Genomic DNA, 15,213 nt, shown 5'->3' on the forward strand with positions numbered 1-15,213 from the left:
TATAAAAAGAAAAAGAAGGTCTTTATTATGAAGAAGAAGCCGTTTCTCACTGGAAGATACGCAGGTTATTCATTCCAAAGCTTCAAAAAGGACCTTCTCTCAGGTTTGGTTGTCGGCGTTATCGCCATTCCTTTAGGGATGGCTTTTGCCATCGCTTCCGGAGTAAATCCGGAGTACGGAATCTATACCACCATCATTGCCGGTATTCTCATTTCGATTTTCGGTGGATCCAAATTTCAAATTGGCGGTCCTACAGGAGCCTTTATCCCGGTCTTGTTTGCCATAGTCATCGCTTACGGGTACGAAAGCTTGCTGCTGGCAGGATTTATGGCCGGTGTCATCATGCTCTTTATGGGGATTTTCAAACTCGGTTCATTGATAAAATATATCCCGCGTCCGGTAACGATCGGCTTTACGTCTGGAATAGCTGTCATCATTTTTGTGGGGCAGGTAGCAAATTTTTTAGGATTGACCGGTGTAGAAAAACACGAATCCTTCTTGCCGAATGTTAAAGAAATCTTCCTCCATATCCAAACTGTCAATCTATATAGTGTCTTAACCGCTGTTGTCTGCCTGATTACAGTTATTGTAACTCCAAAGATTATTCCCAAAGTTCCCGGACCTTTAATCGGTTTACTCGTTTCCACTGTCGTTGCGAGTGTTTTTTTTCCTGCTGAAGTTGCAACGATCGGTTCTACTTTTGGGGAAATTTCAAATGCTCTTCCACAATTTCATGTTCCCGAAATTACTTTTGAGCGCCTCCAACTGCTGATTGGCCCAGCATTTGTCATTGCTATGCTGGGTGGGATTGAGTCTTTGCTCTCTGCCGTTGTTGCTGACGGCATGACAGGCAGTAAGCACAACAGCAATCGTGAACTGGTTGGCCAGGGCATTGCGAATATGGTTACTCCTTTGTTCGGCGGAATTCCTGCTACCGGCGCCATCGCCCGAACAGCAACCAATATAAAAAACGGGGCAGTGTCTCCGTTTTCAGGGATAATCCATGGGGTGGTTGTTCTCCTGGTCCTTATTCTATTTGCCCCTTATGCCTCAGTGATTCCATTGGCGAGCATGGCGCCCGTCTTAATGATCGTCGCTTGGAATATGAGCGAAAGGCATGTGTTTGTCGCCCTGTTAAAAACAAAAACAGCAGATTCGCTGGTTTTGGCTGCCACTTTTCTGTTGACCGTTTTTGTCAGTTTGACTGTCGCTGTGGAAGTCGGGCTCCTATTTGCTGTCATTTTGTTCACCAAACAAATGAGTGAGTTGCTGGTAACAGCAAAAGCGCTGCCCGACCCAGACCACAAAGATGAAAAAATGGGGACGCATATGGTGACAGATATTCACGATTGCCCGCAAATAAGCATATACAATATAGAAGGGCCTTTGTTTTTTGGTTCAGCCCAGGCTTTTGAGCAATCCATTATGAATACCATCAATTACAAACCGAATGTACTGATGCTCAGAATGGGCAAAGTGCCTTTTATGGACACAACAGGTGAATCGTATTTGTCCAGCATCATCACAGATTTTTCAAAGCAGGGCACTGTTTTAATCTCTGGCATGAAACCCCATCCGATATCGGTAATGAAAAAAACCGGATTGTATGCCTATACTGGAGAAGAGCATTTCTTTGAGCATACCGGCGAAGCTATCAACTTTTCCTTGGGCAAGCTCGACAAAACCAAATGCTTGGGCTGCCAGCATTTTGCTTTCAAGGAATGTACGGCTCTTTCAGCTGGACTGGAATTCGTAAAAACGGCAACCGACAAAAAAGCGAACAATTTAAAATAGCTATAGAAGGGAAGAGACGGCTTGGATATGGAAATGCAGCGGTTTAAATCTGAATTTTTTAAGGCTCTGGCTCATCCACTTCGGATTCGCATTCTGGAAATATTAGCTGAAGGCGATAAAAGTGTGAATGAAATCCAGCTATTAGCTGAAAGTGAAGGATCGGCCGTATCACAGCAGCTGACGGTTTTAAAAGCGAAAAATATTGTCACCGGCACAAAAGAAGGAAATCGCGTCATTTATTCGTTGCGGGACCCGATGATCACGGAACTATTGGATGTGGCTAAAAGGATCTTCAACAACCAGCTGTCGGAAACGATTACGATTTTGGATCGGCTCAAGTATACGGATAAAGAAGAGTAGACTTTAATGGAAACACTGAGGAATGGAGAGATTGATATCCATTCTTTTTTTATACAAAAAAAAAGGTGTGGCAACGGCTGTACTCAGCAGACCCAGAGATAACTCAGTTCAGATGGTTGACGTTTAAAAAATCACATGTTATGATTATCTCGAATTAAAGATATATTAATTCAAGGTAAATGAGGTGAACCGAATGGAAGTGCCGAATCTTAACTTGAAAGCATTGACTGTACTGGTTCGAGCCACAGACGCTCTTCACGAACTGATTAAAAAGGATGTCGCGCAATACGGGCTGAACCCGACCGAGTTTTCGGTGCTGGAATTGCTGTACCATCGGGGAAGGCAGCCGATTCAATCCATCGGCAAAAAAGTTCTGATTGCCAGCAGCAGCATCACTTATGTGGTCGATAAACTGGAAGCGAAAAATTACGTCGAACGAAAAGCATGCCCGGAAGACCGTCGCGTGACTTTTGCGGAACTGACATCTGAAGGCCAGCAATTGATGGAAACGATTTTTCCGAAGCACGAACAAGCCGTCAATAATGTATTTCAAGGAATTAAGCAGCAGGAACTGGAAGAAATGATCTGCACCGTCAAAAAGATAGGTTGCCGATCACAAAATGCTTAAATTTTTTTAATCCTATATCTCGGATTCGAGATAATAACCATACTTATACCAAAAATGAGGAGAGATACTTATGAACGAATTAAAAGGAATGCACCACGTAACCGCAATCACGAGCAGCGCTGAAAAAAACTACGAGTTTTTCACTTATGTACTGGGCATGCGCCTGGTCAAAAAAACCGTTAACCAGGATGATATCCAAACCTATCATTTATTTTTTGCGGATGACAAGGGTTCGGCGGGGACCGACATGACGTTCTTCGATTTCCCGAACATCCCGAAAGGCACCCACGGCACAAATGAAATCTACAAAACAGCATTCCGTGTCCCGACGGATGAAGCCTTGTCTTACTGGATCAAGCGCTTTGACAAATACGAAGTGAAGCATAAAGGCATCCAGGACGTATTCGGCAAGAAAACCTTATCATTCGTCGATTTCGACGATCAGCAGTACATGTTGATATCGGATGAAAACAACGAAGGCGTAGCATCCGGGACGCCATGGCAGAATGGACCGGTTCCACTGGAGTTCGCTATCACAGGCCTTGGCCCTATCCATATCCGCATCGCGGAATTCGAATCATTCAAAGAAGTATTGGAAAAAGCCATGCTCATGCGCCAAGTCGCAAAAGAAGGATCTTTTTACCTGTTTGAAGTGGGCGAAGGCGGAAACGGAGCGCAAGTGATTGTCGAGCACAACAAATTGCTGCCATCAGGGCGCCAGGGCTTTGGCACCGTCCACCACGCAGCCTTCCGGGTAGCGGATACGAGCGTATTGCAGGAGTGGATCGACCGCATGCAAAATCTTGGATTCAATACGTCCGGCTACGTCGACCGCTTTTTCTTTGAGTCGTTGTATGTGCGGGTAGCACAAGGCATCCTGTTCGAATGGGCAACAGACGGACCTGGCTTTATGGGCGATGAGCCTTACGAAACAGTTGGAGAAAAATTGTCATTGCCGCCATTTTTGGAATCTAAACGCGGCCAAATCGAGAAATTAGTGCGTCCGATTGACACCGTGCGCAGCACACGCACCATCGAAAAAGAATATCTGTAAAAAGGGAGAAAAATATGAGCATATTCAGTAGAATTTTTGGAAAACAACAAGAGGAGGAAACACCCATGACAAAGTTAAACATCGGCATCATCTTAGGTTCCACACGTGAAGGGCGCTTAAGCCCACAGGTCGGAAACTGGGTAAAAGAATTGGCAGACAAGCGCGGAGACGCGAACTATACAATCATCGACATCGCTGACTACAAATTGCCGCTGCTTGGCGAAAATGGCGGAGACGTATCCGGTGCAGCCGGCTGGTCTGAAGCAGTCGCAAAACAGGATGGCTTTGTCTTTATCGCACAGGAGTACAACCACTCAATCACAGGATCATTGAAAAATGCCCTCGATTACCTGCGTGTGGAATGGAACAATAAAGCAGCCGGCATCGTATCTTATGGTTCAGTAGGCGGAGCACGTGCTGCAGAACATTTGCGCGGCATTTTAGGTGAATTGTCAGTGGCGGATGTACGCGTCCACCCGGCTTTGTCGCTGTTCACAGATTTTGAAAACGGAGCCGAACTAAAAGCGGCACCAGTCCAGGCAGATTCTGTCAATCAAATGCTGGATCAGGTCATCCCATGGTCAACCGCATTGAAAACAATCCGCTAATCTAATTTTGCAGCCTAAATCACAGAATGTGCAGGAAAGCCCGCACATTCTGTTTTTTTGGCTACAATAGAGATGTGCAGAGAGATACTTAAAGTAGTAGAATTTTTTTCCCTACTCTTACACTAGAAAAATCAATGCAAGTTTCAATTCCATCAGTAAAGGAGCAGATAAGCATGATCTCAATTAATCCGGAACAAAACAAAGAACGGGACAACTATAAACTGCTGGTCGGCTCGATCATTCCGCGCCCCATCGCATTCGTAACGACTCAATCAGAGTCGGGCGTGGTCAACGGAGCGCCGTTCAGCTATTTCAACATCGTCTCCTCCAATCCGCCAATGGTCTCTCTGTCAATTCAGCGGCCGGCAGCGGAGCTGAAGGATACAGCTCGCAATATTTACGCGAATGGTGAGTTTGTGGTGCATGTTGTGGACCGCGACAATGTCGGCAAGATCAATGAAACTGCGGCTTCTTTGCCACCCTCGGAAAGTGAAGTGGAAATGGCCGGCCTGACGCAGATTCCGAGTCTGCTCGTTTCGGTTCCTGGGGTTCAGGAATCGAAGATCCGCATGGAGTGCCGCTTAGTGGAATCTGTTGCACTGGGAGGCGACGGTCCAGGCAGTGATTTGTTTATCGGACAAGTCGTCCAGTTTCATGTGGACGACAGTATTTACGAAAATGGCCGCATCGACCCGCGAGGATTGGATGCAGTGAGCCGGCTGGCAGGATCGAACTATGCGGCTATTGGCGAAATCTTTTCGCTGGAGCGGCCGAAGTAGAAAAAGTCCGGGAAAACTAATTCAGTAAGCTTGCAAAAACTGAAGTACTAGCACAGATATAGTTAAATTCAATATAGGCATGCGGATTGAAATTCATTTAAATCCGAAGTTGAACTACGAACAATAAAATGGCGATAGATAAAAATATCAAGAGTTATCGAAACAAAACTAAGTCACATCAATACAAATAAAAGGAAGATTTTGTTTGTTTTATTTAAAGAAATAGTGAAAATTTTATCCGCAGTAATAAACCCCGAACGAACCAGATAAAAAGTGGTTTGTTCGGGGTTTATTTTAAAACGTAATTCAGGATTGTTGATTCTTCTGGTCCTGTTGCTTTTCTGCTTTTTTGTGCCCTTTAGTTCCATCGTTTTCATTCTGTTCTTTCATATGGTCTGTCACCTTTGGCGCTTTTCCAGTCTTTTCTCGAACTTCTAATCTAATGAATAAAAATGAAAAAATCATTTAAACTGTTGTGCATCAATGGTTAATAAGGCGTTCCATGCATTAGCGGAACCAGTATTCGTTCCGGGCAAAATGAGCGCTTACAGCCTCAGCAATTTCTTTCATTATTTCGGTTGCCGTTCCTGATTCCGTAAGGTTGATGGGTAAAATATGTGCGGATGGTTCTTTAGCGGGAGGATGTTCGATCAGCAGCACCTCATCATTCAGCATAATTTGTTCGTTTGCGGAGATGAGGTATATCGAATAGAGACCGGTCTCCTTAATCTTTTTCTTAACGCTGTACTTTTGATTGAATCCGTTTAATCTCATGGCGTCAATCAATGTTTTTTCATCCTCTTCAAATACCGGAAGCATAGACATCCCTCTTCTATCTTTTTCAAAAGAGATTCCCCAATCTTCTCAACTTTAATCCTGGTTTTAGCATACGTAGCATTTTTTTAGAATTAGAGTGCAGGTGTCATTCATTGAAATCAGTTTACTTTGTATAACTTAAAAGATCATAAAAAATGAAAAATAATTTTTGGAATAGGATTAGTTTAAAAAATAGCTGGGTATATGTAATTTGAACCTAAAAATTAGACGAAGGAGGAGTACATCTTGAATCATGTAAAAGCTCTTATTATCAAATTTGTTATGATTGCCGTTGTCCTTTTAGTTATTCTGACAGGAATTTATGATGTGGAGTTCAGTGATACGCTATTGATCAGCGTTGTTTTGACTTTGGTTGCTTATGTATTGGGGGATCTTCTGATTTTCCGTAAAACCGGAAATCGCTCAGACAATAATAGAGCGAATCATAATGAATCCGACCACACAAAACGCAATGCCATTGCGACAGTAGCCGATATTGTAACGGCCTTCTTGGTGATTTGGGTGATGGGTGAAGCCTTGTTTGCCGATACCGAGGACCTTATGCAAGCTGCGATTATCTCTGCATTGGTGATCGGTGCAGGAGAATGGTTCTTCCATAAGTACCTTGACCGCAATGTTTTCCCAGAGAAAAATGACCATACAACAACGACAACTCGTTGATTCAAAATAGGCCCTTAATCGGGGTCTTTTTTAATGTGTTATTTTGATGGAAAAGAGGAACCGTTTTTGTTTCAATGAAAAAGCAGGAGAAGGCACAATTCGTGCCTTCTCCTGCTTTTTGATATACAGACTCAATTAGCAAAACGCTGAAAACAATTTTACGAAAAAAAGGGAGAAAATAATGATTGTTCGACCACTTTTAGAAGCTTGTAAAAGACTTCGAAGGCTAAACTGACTCTAAGCATGTCCTACAACAATGAGTTTTTAACTATCCTTAGCTTTTTTCCAAAGCTGAAACCAATTCCTATATTGAATCGGATACCCGCGCCAGTTAGCCTTATTTTTTCTTCATTCATCCACAGTGTTTACTGAAGAAAAAATAGTTGGAAATCAATAAAAATATCATATTTATTGAAAAAACCTCTGTTATAATAGAATAAATTAGTATAAATATATCTATTTATTTGAAAAAAATTCTATATTTGCGGGAGATTATAAAATGAAGTTGAAAATAAAGACTGCAGGACTGGTTGCAATTACAATGGGTACGTTTATCCTTTTACTTTTTTTGTTTATCCGGCCCCTCATATTGGATGATGCTCAAGAGATGGATAAAGCATCGTTGGATATTGACAGCGACCGCGTTCAAGCATATATAAATGGAAAAGGTGAAGATCTCCAGCGCCTTAATGCGGACTGGGCAGTCTGGGATGATACTTATCAGTTTTTGCAAGATCAGAATGAGGATTATATTGCCTCCAATATCCTGTTAGACACGTTTGAGAATATCGATATAAACCTTATGTTATATATCGATAATAATGAGAATGTAATCTTTTCTGACGGCTATAATCTGGAGGACGGTACACCGCTGGAGCTAGAGGGCAGTTTCCCTTCAATTCCCAAATTGTTGGAAGCAATAAATGAACAAAATGGTAGGCTCATCTTGTATCAAGAACCGTTTGGTTACTTAATGCTAGTAAGCGAGCCCATCCTGACAAGCGAAGGAGAAGGCCCTTCAGCCGGCTCTTTAATAATGGGTAAAGTATTAAATGATAATTTCTTCGACAAGATGCGAAATGAATTGGCGGTGGATGTTCGAACTCTGAATATTGAAGAAGAAGGAGGTTCACTGCCTGTTCTCAATAACGAAAATGATCAAGTTTTGGTTGAAAGAATGGATATCGGAGATGGCTTATTCTTAGAAATTAAAAGAGAAGCAGAGTATTATAAGGAAAAATTGGGCAGCATGAACGATTTGTTTTTGACTCTTTCGCTTACCACCTTATTGCTTACTTTCTTGGTTTATTATTTGTTGGACTTTTTTGTTTTGTCGAGAATTTCTTATTTATCTATCCAGTTAAAAGATGTGGATTTTGAAAAACCTCTTTCCTTAAACGTACGAAATTCGAAAACAGCGAAAGATGAAATCACCGACTTGGAAAAGTCCGTTCAAGGCATGCTGGAGAGCTTGGAAAAAGCTCATAGCGAAGTATCGAAACTGGCTTATTATGATCAATTGACTAGTCTTCCTAATCGATTTAATTTATACAAAGAATTTGAAAAGAAAGCAAATGAAGAAGACGCTTCTTTTGCGATTTTATTCTTTGATCTGGACGGATTTAAGCGGGTTAATGACTTATATGGCCATAGCAACGGGGATGAGTTGCTTAAGCAAATCGGCTTGCGGTTCATAGATAACGCCAACCACAGAGGGAGTGTGTTGTTCCGCATAGGCGGAGATGAATTTATACTTTTGACTGATTATAAGGAACGATCCGAGCTGGTTGAGGAAATCGAGCTGTTAATGGGTGAAATCCGAAGGGAATTCATTTTGAGCAAGGCGAAGGCAATGATCTCTTCAAGTGTAGGAGTCAGTTTTTATCCAACTGACGGAAAAACGCTCGATGACCTGCTGCAATACGCAGATAGCGCGATGTATGAAGCCAAACAGACGGGGAAAAATAATTACATCTTTTATCAGGAAATGACCGGTAAACAATTGTATAAGTATTATTTGACTCTTAAAAACGATTTGATGAGTGCCGTTTCTTTAGATCAGCTTTATCTCGAATACCAGCCGATCATGGATAGTTCGGGAAATCATATACAGGGAATTGAAGCTTTGGTCAGGTGGAATCATCCCGAGCATGGAGTGATTATGCCGTTGCATTTTATTCCGTTGGCTGAAGAGATTGGCGTCATCAGGGAATTAGGGGAATGGGTTATTCGCAAGGCGATAAAAGATGCCGGTGAATGGAACCGGCGATATAATGAAGCGCTTAAAGTAGCTGTAAACGTTTCGAAATTTCAACTGAAGTCTAAAAATGAGTTGTTTACGGTTATCGATAGTTCTTTGAAGGAAAATGGTTTTCCGGCAGAATTATTGCAAATAGAAATCACCGAAAGCGACACCGTAACCGAATATGAAGAAATTGCTATTTTTATTAAAGAGTTAAAAGCAAGAGGCATATGTGTAGCCCTGGATGATTTTGGGGTAGGTGCCTCCTCTCTTTTCAACTTAGTTAAATTGAATGTAGATATCGTAAAAATTGATCGTAGCTTCCTGCAAAAAGTTCCAGAAAATGAAAAGGATACGATTCTTTTAAAAGGTATTTACGGGATTTTACATGACTTAGGAATTGAAGTGGTAACAGAAGGAATTGAGACGATCCATCAGTTGGAGTTTGTCACAGCAAAAAATCTATCGTCGCTGCAAGGCTACTATTTCAGCGAACCGATTCCTTTAAATAAATTAATCGAACTAAAGGATATCCTTCATGAAAGTTCGCTTTAGCGTAAATTAAGAGAAGATAACGATTAAATTTTAAAAAAATAACAAACAACTCCTAGTGTATGATTGATTTTTGTGTAATCAATCATACAAAAATAGGAGTTGTTTGTTTTGTGTTGAAATCTTTGAAAAGCTGTAATTCGAGTCACTTTAAGGGAAAAGGGGAAGGGTTAAAGAAAGCGGTTGGTCTTTTGGGACGCCTGAGCGGCAGTCATCGCCGTTAATCCAATCAAATGAGCTACATAACACTTTGTGAAGAAAGTCCGCTCGCCAGCAAAGCTGTAAATTTCTCGGCAGTCAGCGGCTTGCTGTAGAAATAGCCCTGGATTTCATCGCAGTCGAGTTCTTTCAGTAATGCCAGCTGCTCTTCGGTTTCCACACCTTCCGCAATGACTGACATGTCCAAGCTGTGGGCAATGAAAATCATGGCTTCAACCAGTGCTTTGTCATCAAGGTTGGCAGCCATGTCTTGAACAAAAGGCTGAGCGATTTTCAAGTTGTTGAGTGGAAAGCGCTTCAGGTAGCTCAACGACGAGTAGCCGGTGCCAAAATCGTCGATGGCAATCTGCACGCCCAGTTGCCGCAATGCCTGCATGCGGAAAATAGCTTTTTCCGCGTCGTCAACGGCAACGCTTTCCGTAATTTCAAGTTCGAGCGAAGAAGCGGGAAAACCTGTTTGCTCAAGAGCCTGTTCGATGGTGTACAGCAAATCATCCTGCGCAAACTGCAGGGGCGATAAATTCACAGCCAGTTTTAGCTGAGAAAAGCCTGCATCATGCCATTCTTTAGCCTGCCGGCAGGCTGTATAGAGCACCCATTCACCCATCGGCAGGATCAGCCGTGTTTCTTCTGCCAAAGGAATAAACTCGCCTGGTGAAATAACGTCCCCGGCTGCTTTTTGCCAGCGAATCAATGCTTCCATGCCGATAATTTCTCCCGTTGAAGTCTGAACCTGCGGCTGATAGTGCAAGATAAATTCATCATAAGTAATTGCGCGGCGCAGATCATTTTCGAGTGCTATTTTTCTAGAGGAAGTAAAAGCCATTTCATCCGTAAAGAATTGGTAACTGTTCTTCCCATTTTCCTTTGCACGATACATGGCGCTGTCGGCGTGCTTCAGTAATTCTTCTGTAGTATCACCATCTTTAGGAAAGACAGAGATGCCAATGCTCATTGAGATATGCAATTCCTGTTCATTGACAGTAAGCGGCATTGAAAGAGCAGACTGCAGTCTGTGGATCATTGGAACAATGTCGTTTTCGGTTTGGATATCGTTGAGAATTAACGTGAATTCATCGCCGCCCTGCCGGGAAATAACATCGTTGGACCGCAGGTTTTCACTGATTTTTTGCGAAAAACGCCGCAGCAGTAAATCCCCGAACTCATGGCCGAAAGTATCATTAACATTTTTAAACCGGTCCAAATCAATAAACACAACGGCGACTTTTTTTGAACTTTGTGCCGCCTCAAATATGGAAGTTTCAAGCTTCTCCAAAAACAGCCGCCTGTTCGGCAACCCGCTCAGCACATCGTGATAAGCCATGTGCTTCATCTGTTGCACAGCTTTTTCCAGCTGGTGGTTTTTGGAAGTAATTTCTTCCGTTCGCTGTTCAATTTTGTGCTCGAGCACGGAAGTCAGGCTGTGGTATTGGTATAACAGCTTTTGGTTGTTCCGCAAAGTAAAAATCTGTCTGGTGATCAACAGGAGAACAGAAGCTCCAGCGCCGGCAATCAGCCCGTTCATCTCCCCTCTTTGTTCAAAGATCATGACGACAAACAGCAGAATCATGCTGAAGTAAGGAAGGAGCAGCCGCAAAGTGATTTTTCCGTCAGGCAGTGCAATAGCGGTTTGCGAAACTGTTTCTTCTGAAGTTTCAAGTGCCTGCAAGCTGGCAAGTGCCATCAAGAGCAGGCCAAAAGACCACAGGGGATCGTATAAATTACCGTAGCTGTAACTGCCGGCGATTGTTGAGTAGAGATGCACGTTATCCGCAATTACCTGCACGATCAACCCCGCCACAATCAAAGCCAGAACACGACGCGGGAAAAAGTGGAGAGAGCCGATGTAAAGGCTGATGGCCCCGAACAGCAGCAGCAAATCACCGACAGGGTAGCCGATCGATACAGCAAACAGCAGAGGAGTTGAAGAGCCTGCAACAAGGGGGGAAATTAGAAAATGCCAGCTGAGCGCTGTGGATACCGAGACAAGGACAGCCATATCAAAAAGAAATTTAATCTGGTAGGCGCTCTCTTTCTTTTGCAAAATTTGATGAGCAAAAGCGGCTATGTAGAAAAACATCTGAAGAAAATAAAACAGATCTGGCCATCCTGGATACGCGACTTCGCTATTTGTTGCGATGTGGCTGTATAGCCAAATACTTTCAGCAATCGTGTAGCTGAGGCATCCCAGTGAAGCCAAAAGCCAGAAATAGCGGTCCCTGCCGGCTGATTTCAAATAGACAGTGAGCAGGGTGATTGCAGCAGCCAAAGGAGCGATCCATGACAGTAAATGAAGGCCCAGCAATTGGCTGCTTCCGGTACCGCCAAATATAATCCAGCCATAATAGACAGAAATGTGAAGAAGGATAAAACCGGCGAACAGGTTTTTTGTTTTGGAAGGATTGATCTTCTTCACCTCATTTTTAGTAGCGGAATTTGAAAAGAACTATTGGAATTTAACAAATTCACTCATATTTCTTTTCATTATAAAGAAGTTTTTCGTATAAAGAAATATAAATATTACAGATAATAACAATTTTGTGTAAATAATTATTCATTAATTTTCATATATAAAGTCTAATGGCCTATTTAAACAGAAGGTACTTTTATATGGTTCACAGCAAAGAAGCCTACTTTAATGCGGAATAACAAGATAGCATTGCTGGATAACCATATATAATTGTTATAAAAATTATTAGTAGTTATCAATAAAAAATGGTTAAGTGAAATGTTGATGTGTGGATGAAATGGAAGCACAGCCCATACGGAAAATTATCGTTTCGGCTGTGCTTTTTTTGAAAGTGATTTTTTCTAAGCGGCTTTAAGAATTAAAACATTTATAAACTAAAGGATATTTAACCAGTGCTATGGAATACATAAAAGGCGCGTATAATAAACTTAATTTTCAAACAGTGGGTCATGTTAGGGGGAGAGTCATGAACGAAGGGGTCTACGAAGTGTTTGCGATCAAATATGCTGCAAGAGAAGCGAGGGCATCTGAACATTTTTATGGCAGGAGCGATCCCCATGAAGATGGTTCCATGCCGATGGATTATTTTATCTGGGTCGCGAAATCCAATACGCATACGGTTGTCATTGACGCCGGATTCACTGAAGCGGTGGCGGTTCGAAGAAAGCGTGACTTTTTAAGATGCCCCATTGAAACCTTGGGCAGTTTGGGCATCAAAACGGAAGATGTCAACCATGTCATCGTGACGCATATGCATTACGACCATATCGGGAATCTGGAAAAGTTCCCGGTTGCCCAGTTCATTCTGCAGGAAGCCGAGATGATGTTTTGGACAGGAAAGAACGCTTGCCGCAAGGAGTTTAGGCAATTGGTGGAAGTGGAAGACGTCTTGCTTCTGGTTAAAGAAAACCTGGAAGGCCGCGTGGATTTCGTGTCTGGCATTAAAGAAATTGTACCGGGCATCACGGTATACGGGACAGGCGGCCATTCAGCGGGTCTGCAATTCGTCAAAGTGCAAACTGTGGAAGGAAACGTCATCCTAATGTCCGATGTCAGCCATTTCTATGCAAATTTTGAACAAGACCGTCCTTATCCAATTATCCATGATCTATCGAAAATGTATGAGGCATTCGATCTGGTCCTTTCGGTGAGTGATGAGGCAACCATTCTGGTCCCGGGCCATGACCCGAAAGTGATGGAAAGGTTCCCGGCACCGAGTCCTGAGCTTGAAGGAATTATTGTACGGATATCGTGATTGATTGGAGAACGATCAAAGGGGGAAAGACGATGGACTATGAAACACTTGGCAATACTGGGATTCAAGTATCAAAGCTGTGTTTTGGGACGATGTCGTTCGGTGGGAACGCCGACGAAGAAACCTCGCGTGTCATGTTTAACCGATGCCGGGAAGAAGGCATCAACTTTTTCGACTGCGCCAATGTCTACAATAAAGGGGTATCAGAAGAGATACTGGGCAGATGCATTGCGGACAGCCGGAACGATATCGTCTTGACGACGAAAGTCAATGGAGCCACTGGGCCCGGCATTAACAATAAAGGATTGTCCCGCCGGCATATGATGCTGGAAGTTGAAAACAGCCTGAAGCGATTAAAGACGGACCGAATTGAGTTTTACTTTGTCCACGCTTTCGATCCACTGACGCCGATTGAAGAAACCTTACGGACCATGGATGACCTTCAGCGCCAAGGGAAAATACTTTATCCTGCAGTAAGCAATTGGGCTGCTTGGCAAATCGCCACCGCTCTAGGCATCTCGGCCAAAGAAAGCCTGGCCCGTTTCGAATGTGTGCAGCCGATGTACAACCTGGTGAAACGGCAGGCAGAAGTGGAAATTCTGCCGCTTGCTGCTGCAGAGAATATGGGAGTGATTTCCTATAGTCCGCTGGGCGGCGGCTTGTTGACCGGGAAATATGCAGGCGGTAAAAAACCGGAACAGGCCAGGCTGGTCGTGCAGAAAAATTACCAGAAACGATATGCTGATAATTCCTATTTTGAGACCGCCGACCGCTTCGCGCAATATGCAGCTGAGCGGGAAATGCATCCGGCCACACTCGCCGTTGCCTGGGTCATGTCCAATCCTGACGTTACCGCACCGATTATCGGAGCCCGCAGTCTTGAGCAACTGGAGCCTTCTCTTGCAGCGTTGAAAATCGACATGACACCGGAGTGGCGACAGGAAATCTCGGGATTATCGGCAGCACCGCCTTCGGCAACGGATCGATCGGAAGAAGGGTAAAGGTTTAACGGAAGAGGAGGAGGACTTGTCCCTTGCTATTAAGGGGGGAGTCCTTTTTCGTTTTTCTGGTTTATGAAAACAGCGAATTTGTAAGTGATGCCGAAAAGCGGGATACTAAGCTTGTATGGAGTAAATACACCATAGTTATTGAAGGAGGATTTTCATGTCGATTTATTCGTACCAGACAAAATTATCAAATGGGGAAAAAATAGATTTCGGAACTTTGAAAGGCGAGGTCCTATTGTTCGTCAACACCGCCAGTAAATGCGGATTGACCCCCCAATACGAAGAATTGGAAGGATTGTACAAAGCGCATAAAGAAAAAGGCTTTGAAATCATCGGGTTTCCATGCGATCAGTTCGGGGGACAGGAGCCTGGCACGGACGAAGAAATAATGGAGTTCTGTTCAACCAATTTTGGTGTCAGTTTTCCGCTTGCCCAAAAAATCGAAGTAAATGGCGAAAATGCTCATCCGATATATCAGTATTTGCGCAGCCAGGCTGCGGCGGATGAGGAATTTGACGAGGCGGGTGCTTTGCAAAGAGAAGACCGCGACATGGTGGAAAGCTCTGATATCCAATGGAATTTCACCAAATTCCTGGTAGACCGTAAAGGGAATGTGGTGCATCGCTTTGCGCCGACAGTCAAACCGAAAGAGATGGAACGCATCATTGAGCAGCTTGTGAAAGAAGCTTGATGAATAGGATAGAAGAAAGCAGAAAACCAAAAGCAAGGCTGAACGGATACCCGCTCA

Annotated in this window: 13 protein-coding genes; 11 read left to right on the forward strand and 2 right to left on the reverse strand. The window is 43.3% G+C overall.

The genetic code is table 11. The annotated features are described in order from the left end of the window. Positions 1-27: 27 nt before the first annotated feature. The 6 genes from QOZ98_RS11395 to QOZ98_RS11420 all read left to right on the forward strand — a co-directional run bounded on the left by QOZ98_RS11395 (position 28) and on the right by QOZ98_RS11420 (position 5,223). On the forward strand, positions 28-1,794 hold the full coding sequence (locus QOZ98_RS11395; protein WP_308787563.1) for a SulP family inorganic anion transporter: 1,767 nt from the start codon (positions 28-30) through the stop codon (positions 1,792-1,794). Between the two features lie 21 nt (positions 1,795-1,815). Next, positions 1,816-2,154 (forward strand): ArsR/SmtB family transcription factor, encoded by a 339-nt coding sequence (locus QOZ98_RS11400; RefSeq protein WP_142826692.1) that lies wholly within the window; start codon positions 1,816-1,818, stop codon positions 2,152-2,154. Positions 2,155-2,347: 193 nt separating this feature from the next. Next, a complete protein-coding gene (locus QOZ98_RS11405; protein ID WP_308787564.1) occupies positions 2,348-2,782 on the forward strand; it encodes a MarR family winged helix-turn-helix transcriptional regulator in 435 nt (144 codons plus the stop codon). A 70-nt stretch (positions 2,783-2,852) separates the two neighbouring features. Next, on the forward strand, positions 2,853-3,836 hold the full coding sequence (locus tag QOZ98_RS11410; RefSeq protein WP_308787565.1) for a ring-cleaving dioxygenase: 984 nt from the start codon (positions 2,853-2,855) through the stop codon (positions 3,834-3,836). A gap of 65 nt (positions 3,837-3,901) precedes the next feature. Beyond that, a complete protein-coding gene (locus tag QOZ98_RS11415) occupies positions 3,902-4,444 on the forward strand; it encodes an NADPH-dependent FMN reductase (protein WP_407676707.1) in 543 nt (180 codons plus the stop codon). Between the two features lie 173 nt (positions 4,445-4,617). Further along, positions 4,618-5,223, forward strand: coding sequence for a flavin reductase family protein (locus QOZ98_RS11420; protein ID WP_308787567.1), 606 nt, complete (start codon positions 4,618-4,620; stop codon positions 5,221-5,223). 507 nt (positions 5,224-5,730) lie between these two features. Here QOZ98_RS11420 and QOZ98_RS11425 read toward each other — a convergent pair. Beyond that, positions 5,731-6,042, reverse strand: a complete 312-nt coding sequence (locus QOZ98_RS11425; RefSeq protein ID WP_308787568.1) for a hypothetical protein — start codon at positions 6,040-6,042, stop codon at positions 5,731-5,733. A 243-nt stretch (positions 6,043-6,285) separates the two neighbouring features. On the opposite strand from QOZ98_RS11425, the gene QOZ98_RS11430 reads away from it, so the two are divergent. Beyond that, entirely contained in the window at positions 6,286-6,720 is a 435-nt protein-coding gene (locus QOZ98_RS11430; protein WP_308787569.1) for a YndM family protein, read from the forward strand. Positions 6,721-7,219: 499 nt separating this feature from the next. Further along, on the forward strand, positions 7,220-9,517 hold the full coding sequence (locus QOZ98_RS11435) for a bifunctional diguanylate cyclase/phosphodiesterase (RefSeq protein WP_308787570.1): 2,298 nt from the start codon (positions 7,220-7,222) through the stop codon (positions 9,515-9,517). Between the two features lie 235 nt (positions 9,518-9,752). Here QOZ98_RS11435 and QOZ98_RS11440 read toward each other — a convergent pair whose 3' ends face one another. Then, positions 9,753-12,149, reverse strand: a complete 2,397-nt coding sequence (locus QOZ98_RS11440) for a putative bifunctional diguanylate cyclase/phosphodiesterase (RefSeq protein WP_308787571.1) — start codon at positions 12,147-12,149, stop codon at positions 9,753-9,755. 520 nt (positions 12,150-12,669) lie between these two features. On the opposite strand from QOZ98_RS11440, the gene QOZ98_RS11445 reads away from it, so the two are divergent. The 3 genes from QOZ98_RS11445 to QOZ98_RS11455 all read left to right on the forward strand — a co-directional run bounded on the left by QOZ98_RS11445 (position 12,670) and on the right by QOZ98_RS11455 (position 15,156). Beyond that, a complete protein-coding gene (locus tag QOZ98_RS11445; protein ID WP_308787572.1) occupies positions 12,670-13,458 on the forward strand; it encodes an N-acyl homoserine lactonase family protein in 789 nt (262 codons plus the stop codon). Positions 13,459-13,490: 32 nt separating this feature from the next. Next, entirely contained in the window at positions 13,491-14,459 is a 969-nt protein-coding gene (locus QOZ98_RS11450; RefSeq protein WP_308787573.1) for an aldo/keto reductase, read from the forward strand. A gap of 163 nt (positions 14,460-14,622) precedes the next feature. Continuing rightward, entirely contained in the window at positions 14,623-15,156 is a 534-nt protein-coding gene (locus QOZ98_RS11455; protein ID WP_308787574.1) for a glutathione peroxidase, read from the forward strand. The last annotated feature ends 57 nt before the right edge of the window (positions 15,157-15,213 follow it).

It is taken from the genome of Planomicrobium stackebrandtii, from assembly GCF_030814955.1.
GTDB classification, from domain to species: Bacteria; Bacillota; Bacilli; order Bacillales_A; family Planococcaceae; genus Planococcus; species Planococcus stackebrandtii.

Coding starts and splice junctions, on each gene's coding strand:
- QOZ98_RS11450 (WP_308787573.1), top strand. CDS start 13,491: ATGGACTATGAAACACTTGGCAATACTGGGATTCAAGTATCAAAGCTG.
- QOZ98_RS11445 (WP_308787572.1), top strand. CDS start 12,670: ATGAACGAAGGGGTCTACGAAGTGTTTGCGATCAAATATGCTGCAAGA.
- QOZ98_RS11410 (WP_308787565.1), top strand. CDS start 2,853: ATGAACGAATTAAAAGGAATGCACCACGTAACCGCAATCACGAGCAGC.
- QOZ98_RS11455 (WP_308787574.1), top strand. CDS start 14,623: ATGTCGATTTATTCGTACCAGACAAAATTATCAAATGGGGAAAAAATA.
- QOZ98_RS11435 (WP_308787570.1), top strand. CDS start 7,220: ATGAAGTTGAAAATAAAGACTGCAGGACTGGTTGCAATTACAATGGGT.
- QOZ98_RS11425 (WP_308787568.1), bottom strand. CDS start 6,042: ATGCTTCCGGTATTTGAAGAGGATGAAAAAACATTGATTGACGCCATG.
- QOZ98_RS11420 (WP_308787567.1), top strand. CDS start 4,618: ATGATCTCAATTAATCCGGAACAAAACAAAGAACGGGACAACTATAAA.
- QOZ98_RS11415 (WP_407676707.1), top strand. CDS start 3,902: ATGACAAAGTTAAACATCGGCATCATCTTAGGTTCCACACGTGAAGGG.
- QOZ98_RS11395 (WP_308787563.1), top strand. CDS start 28: ATGAAGAAGAAGCCGTTTCTCACTGGAAGATACGCAGGTTATTCATTC.
- QOZ98_RS11405 (WP_308787564.1), top strand. CDS start 2,348: ATGGAAGTGCCGAATCTTAACTTGAAAGCATTGACTGTACTGGTTCGA.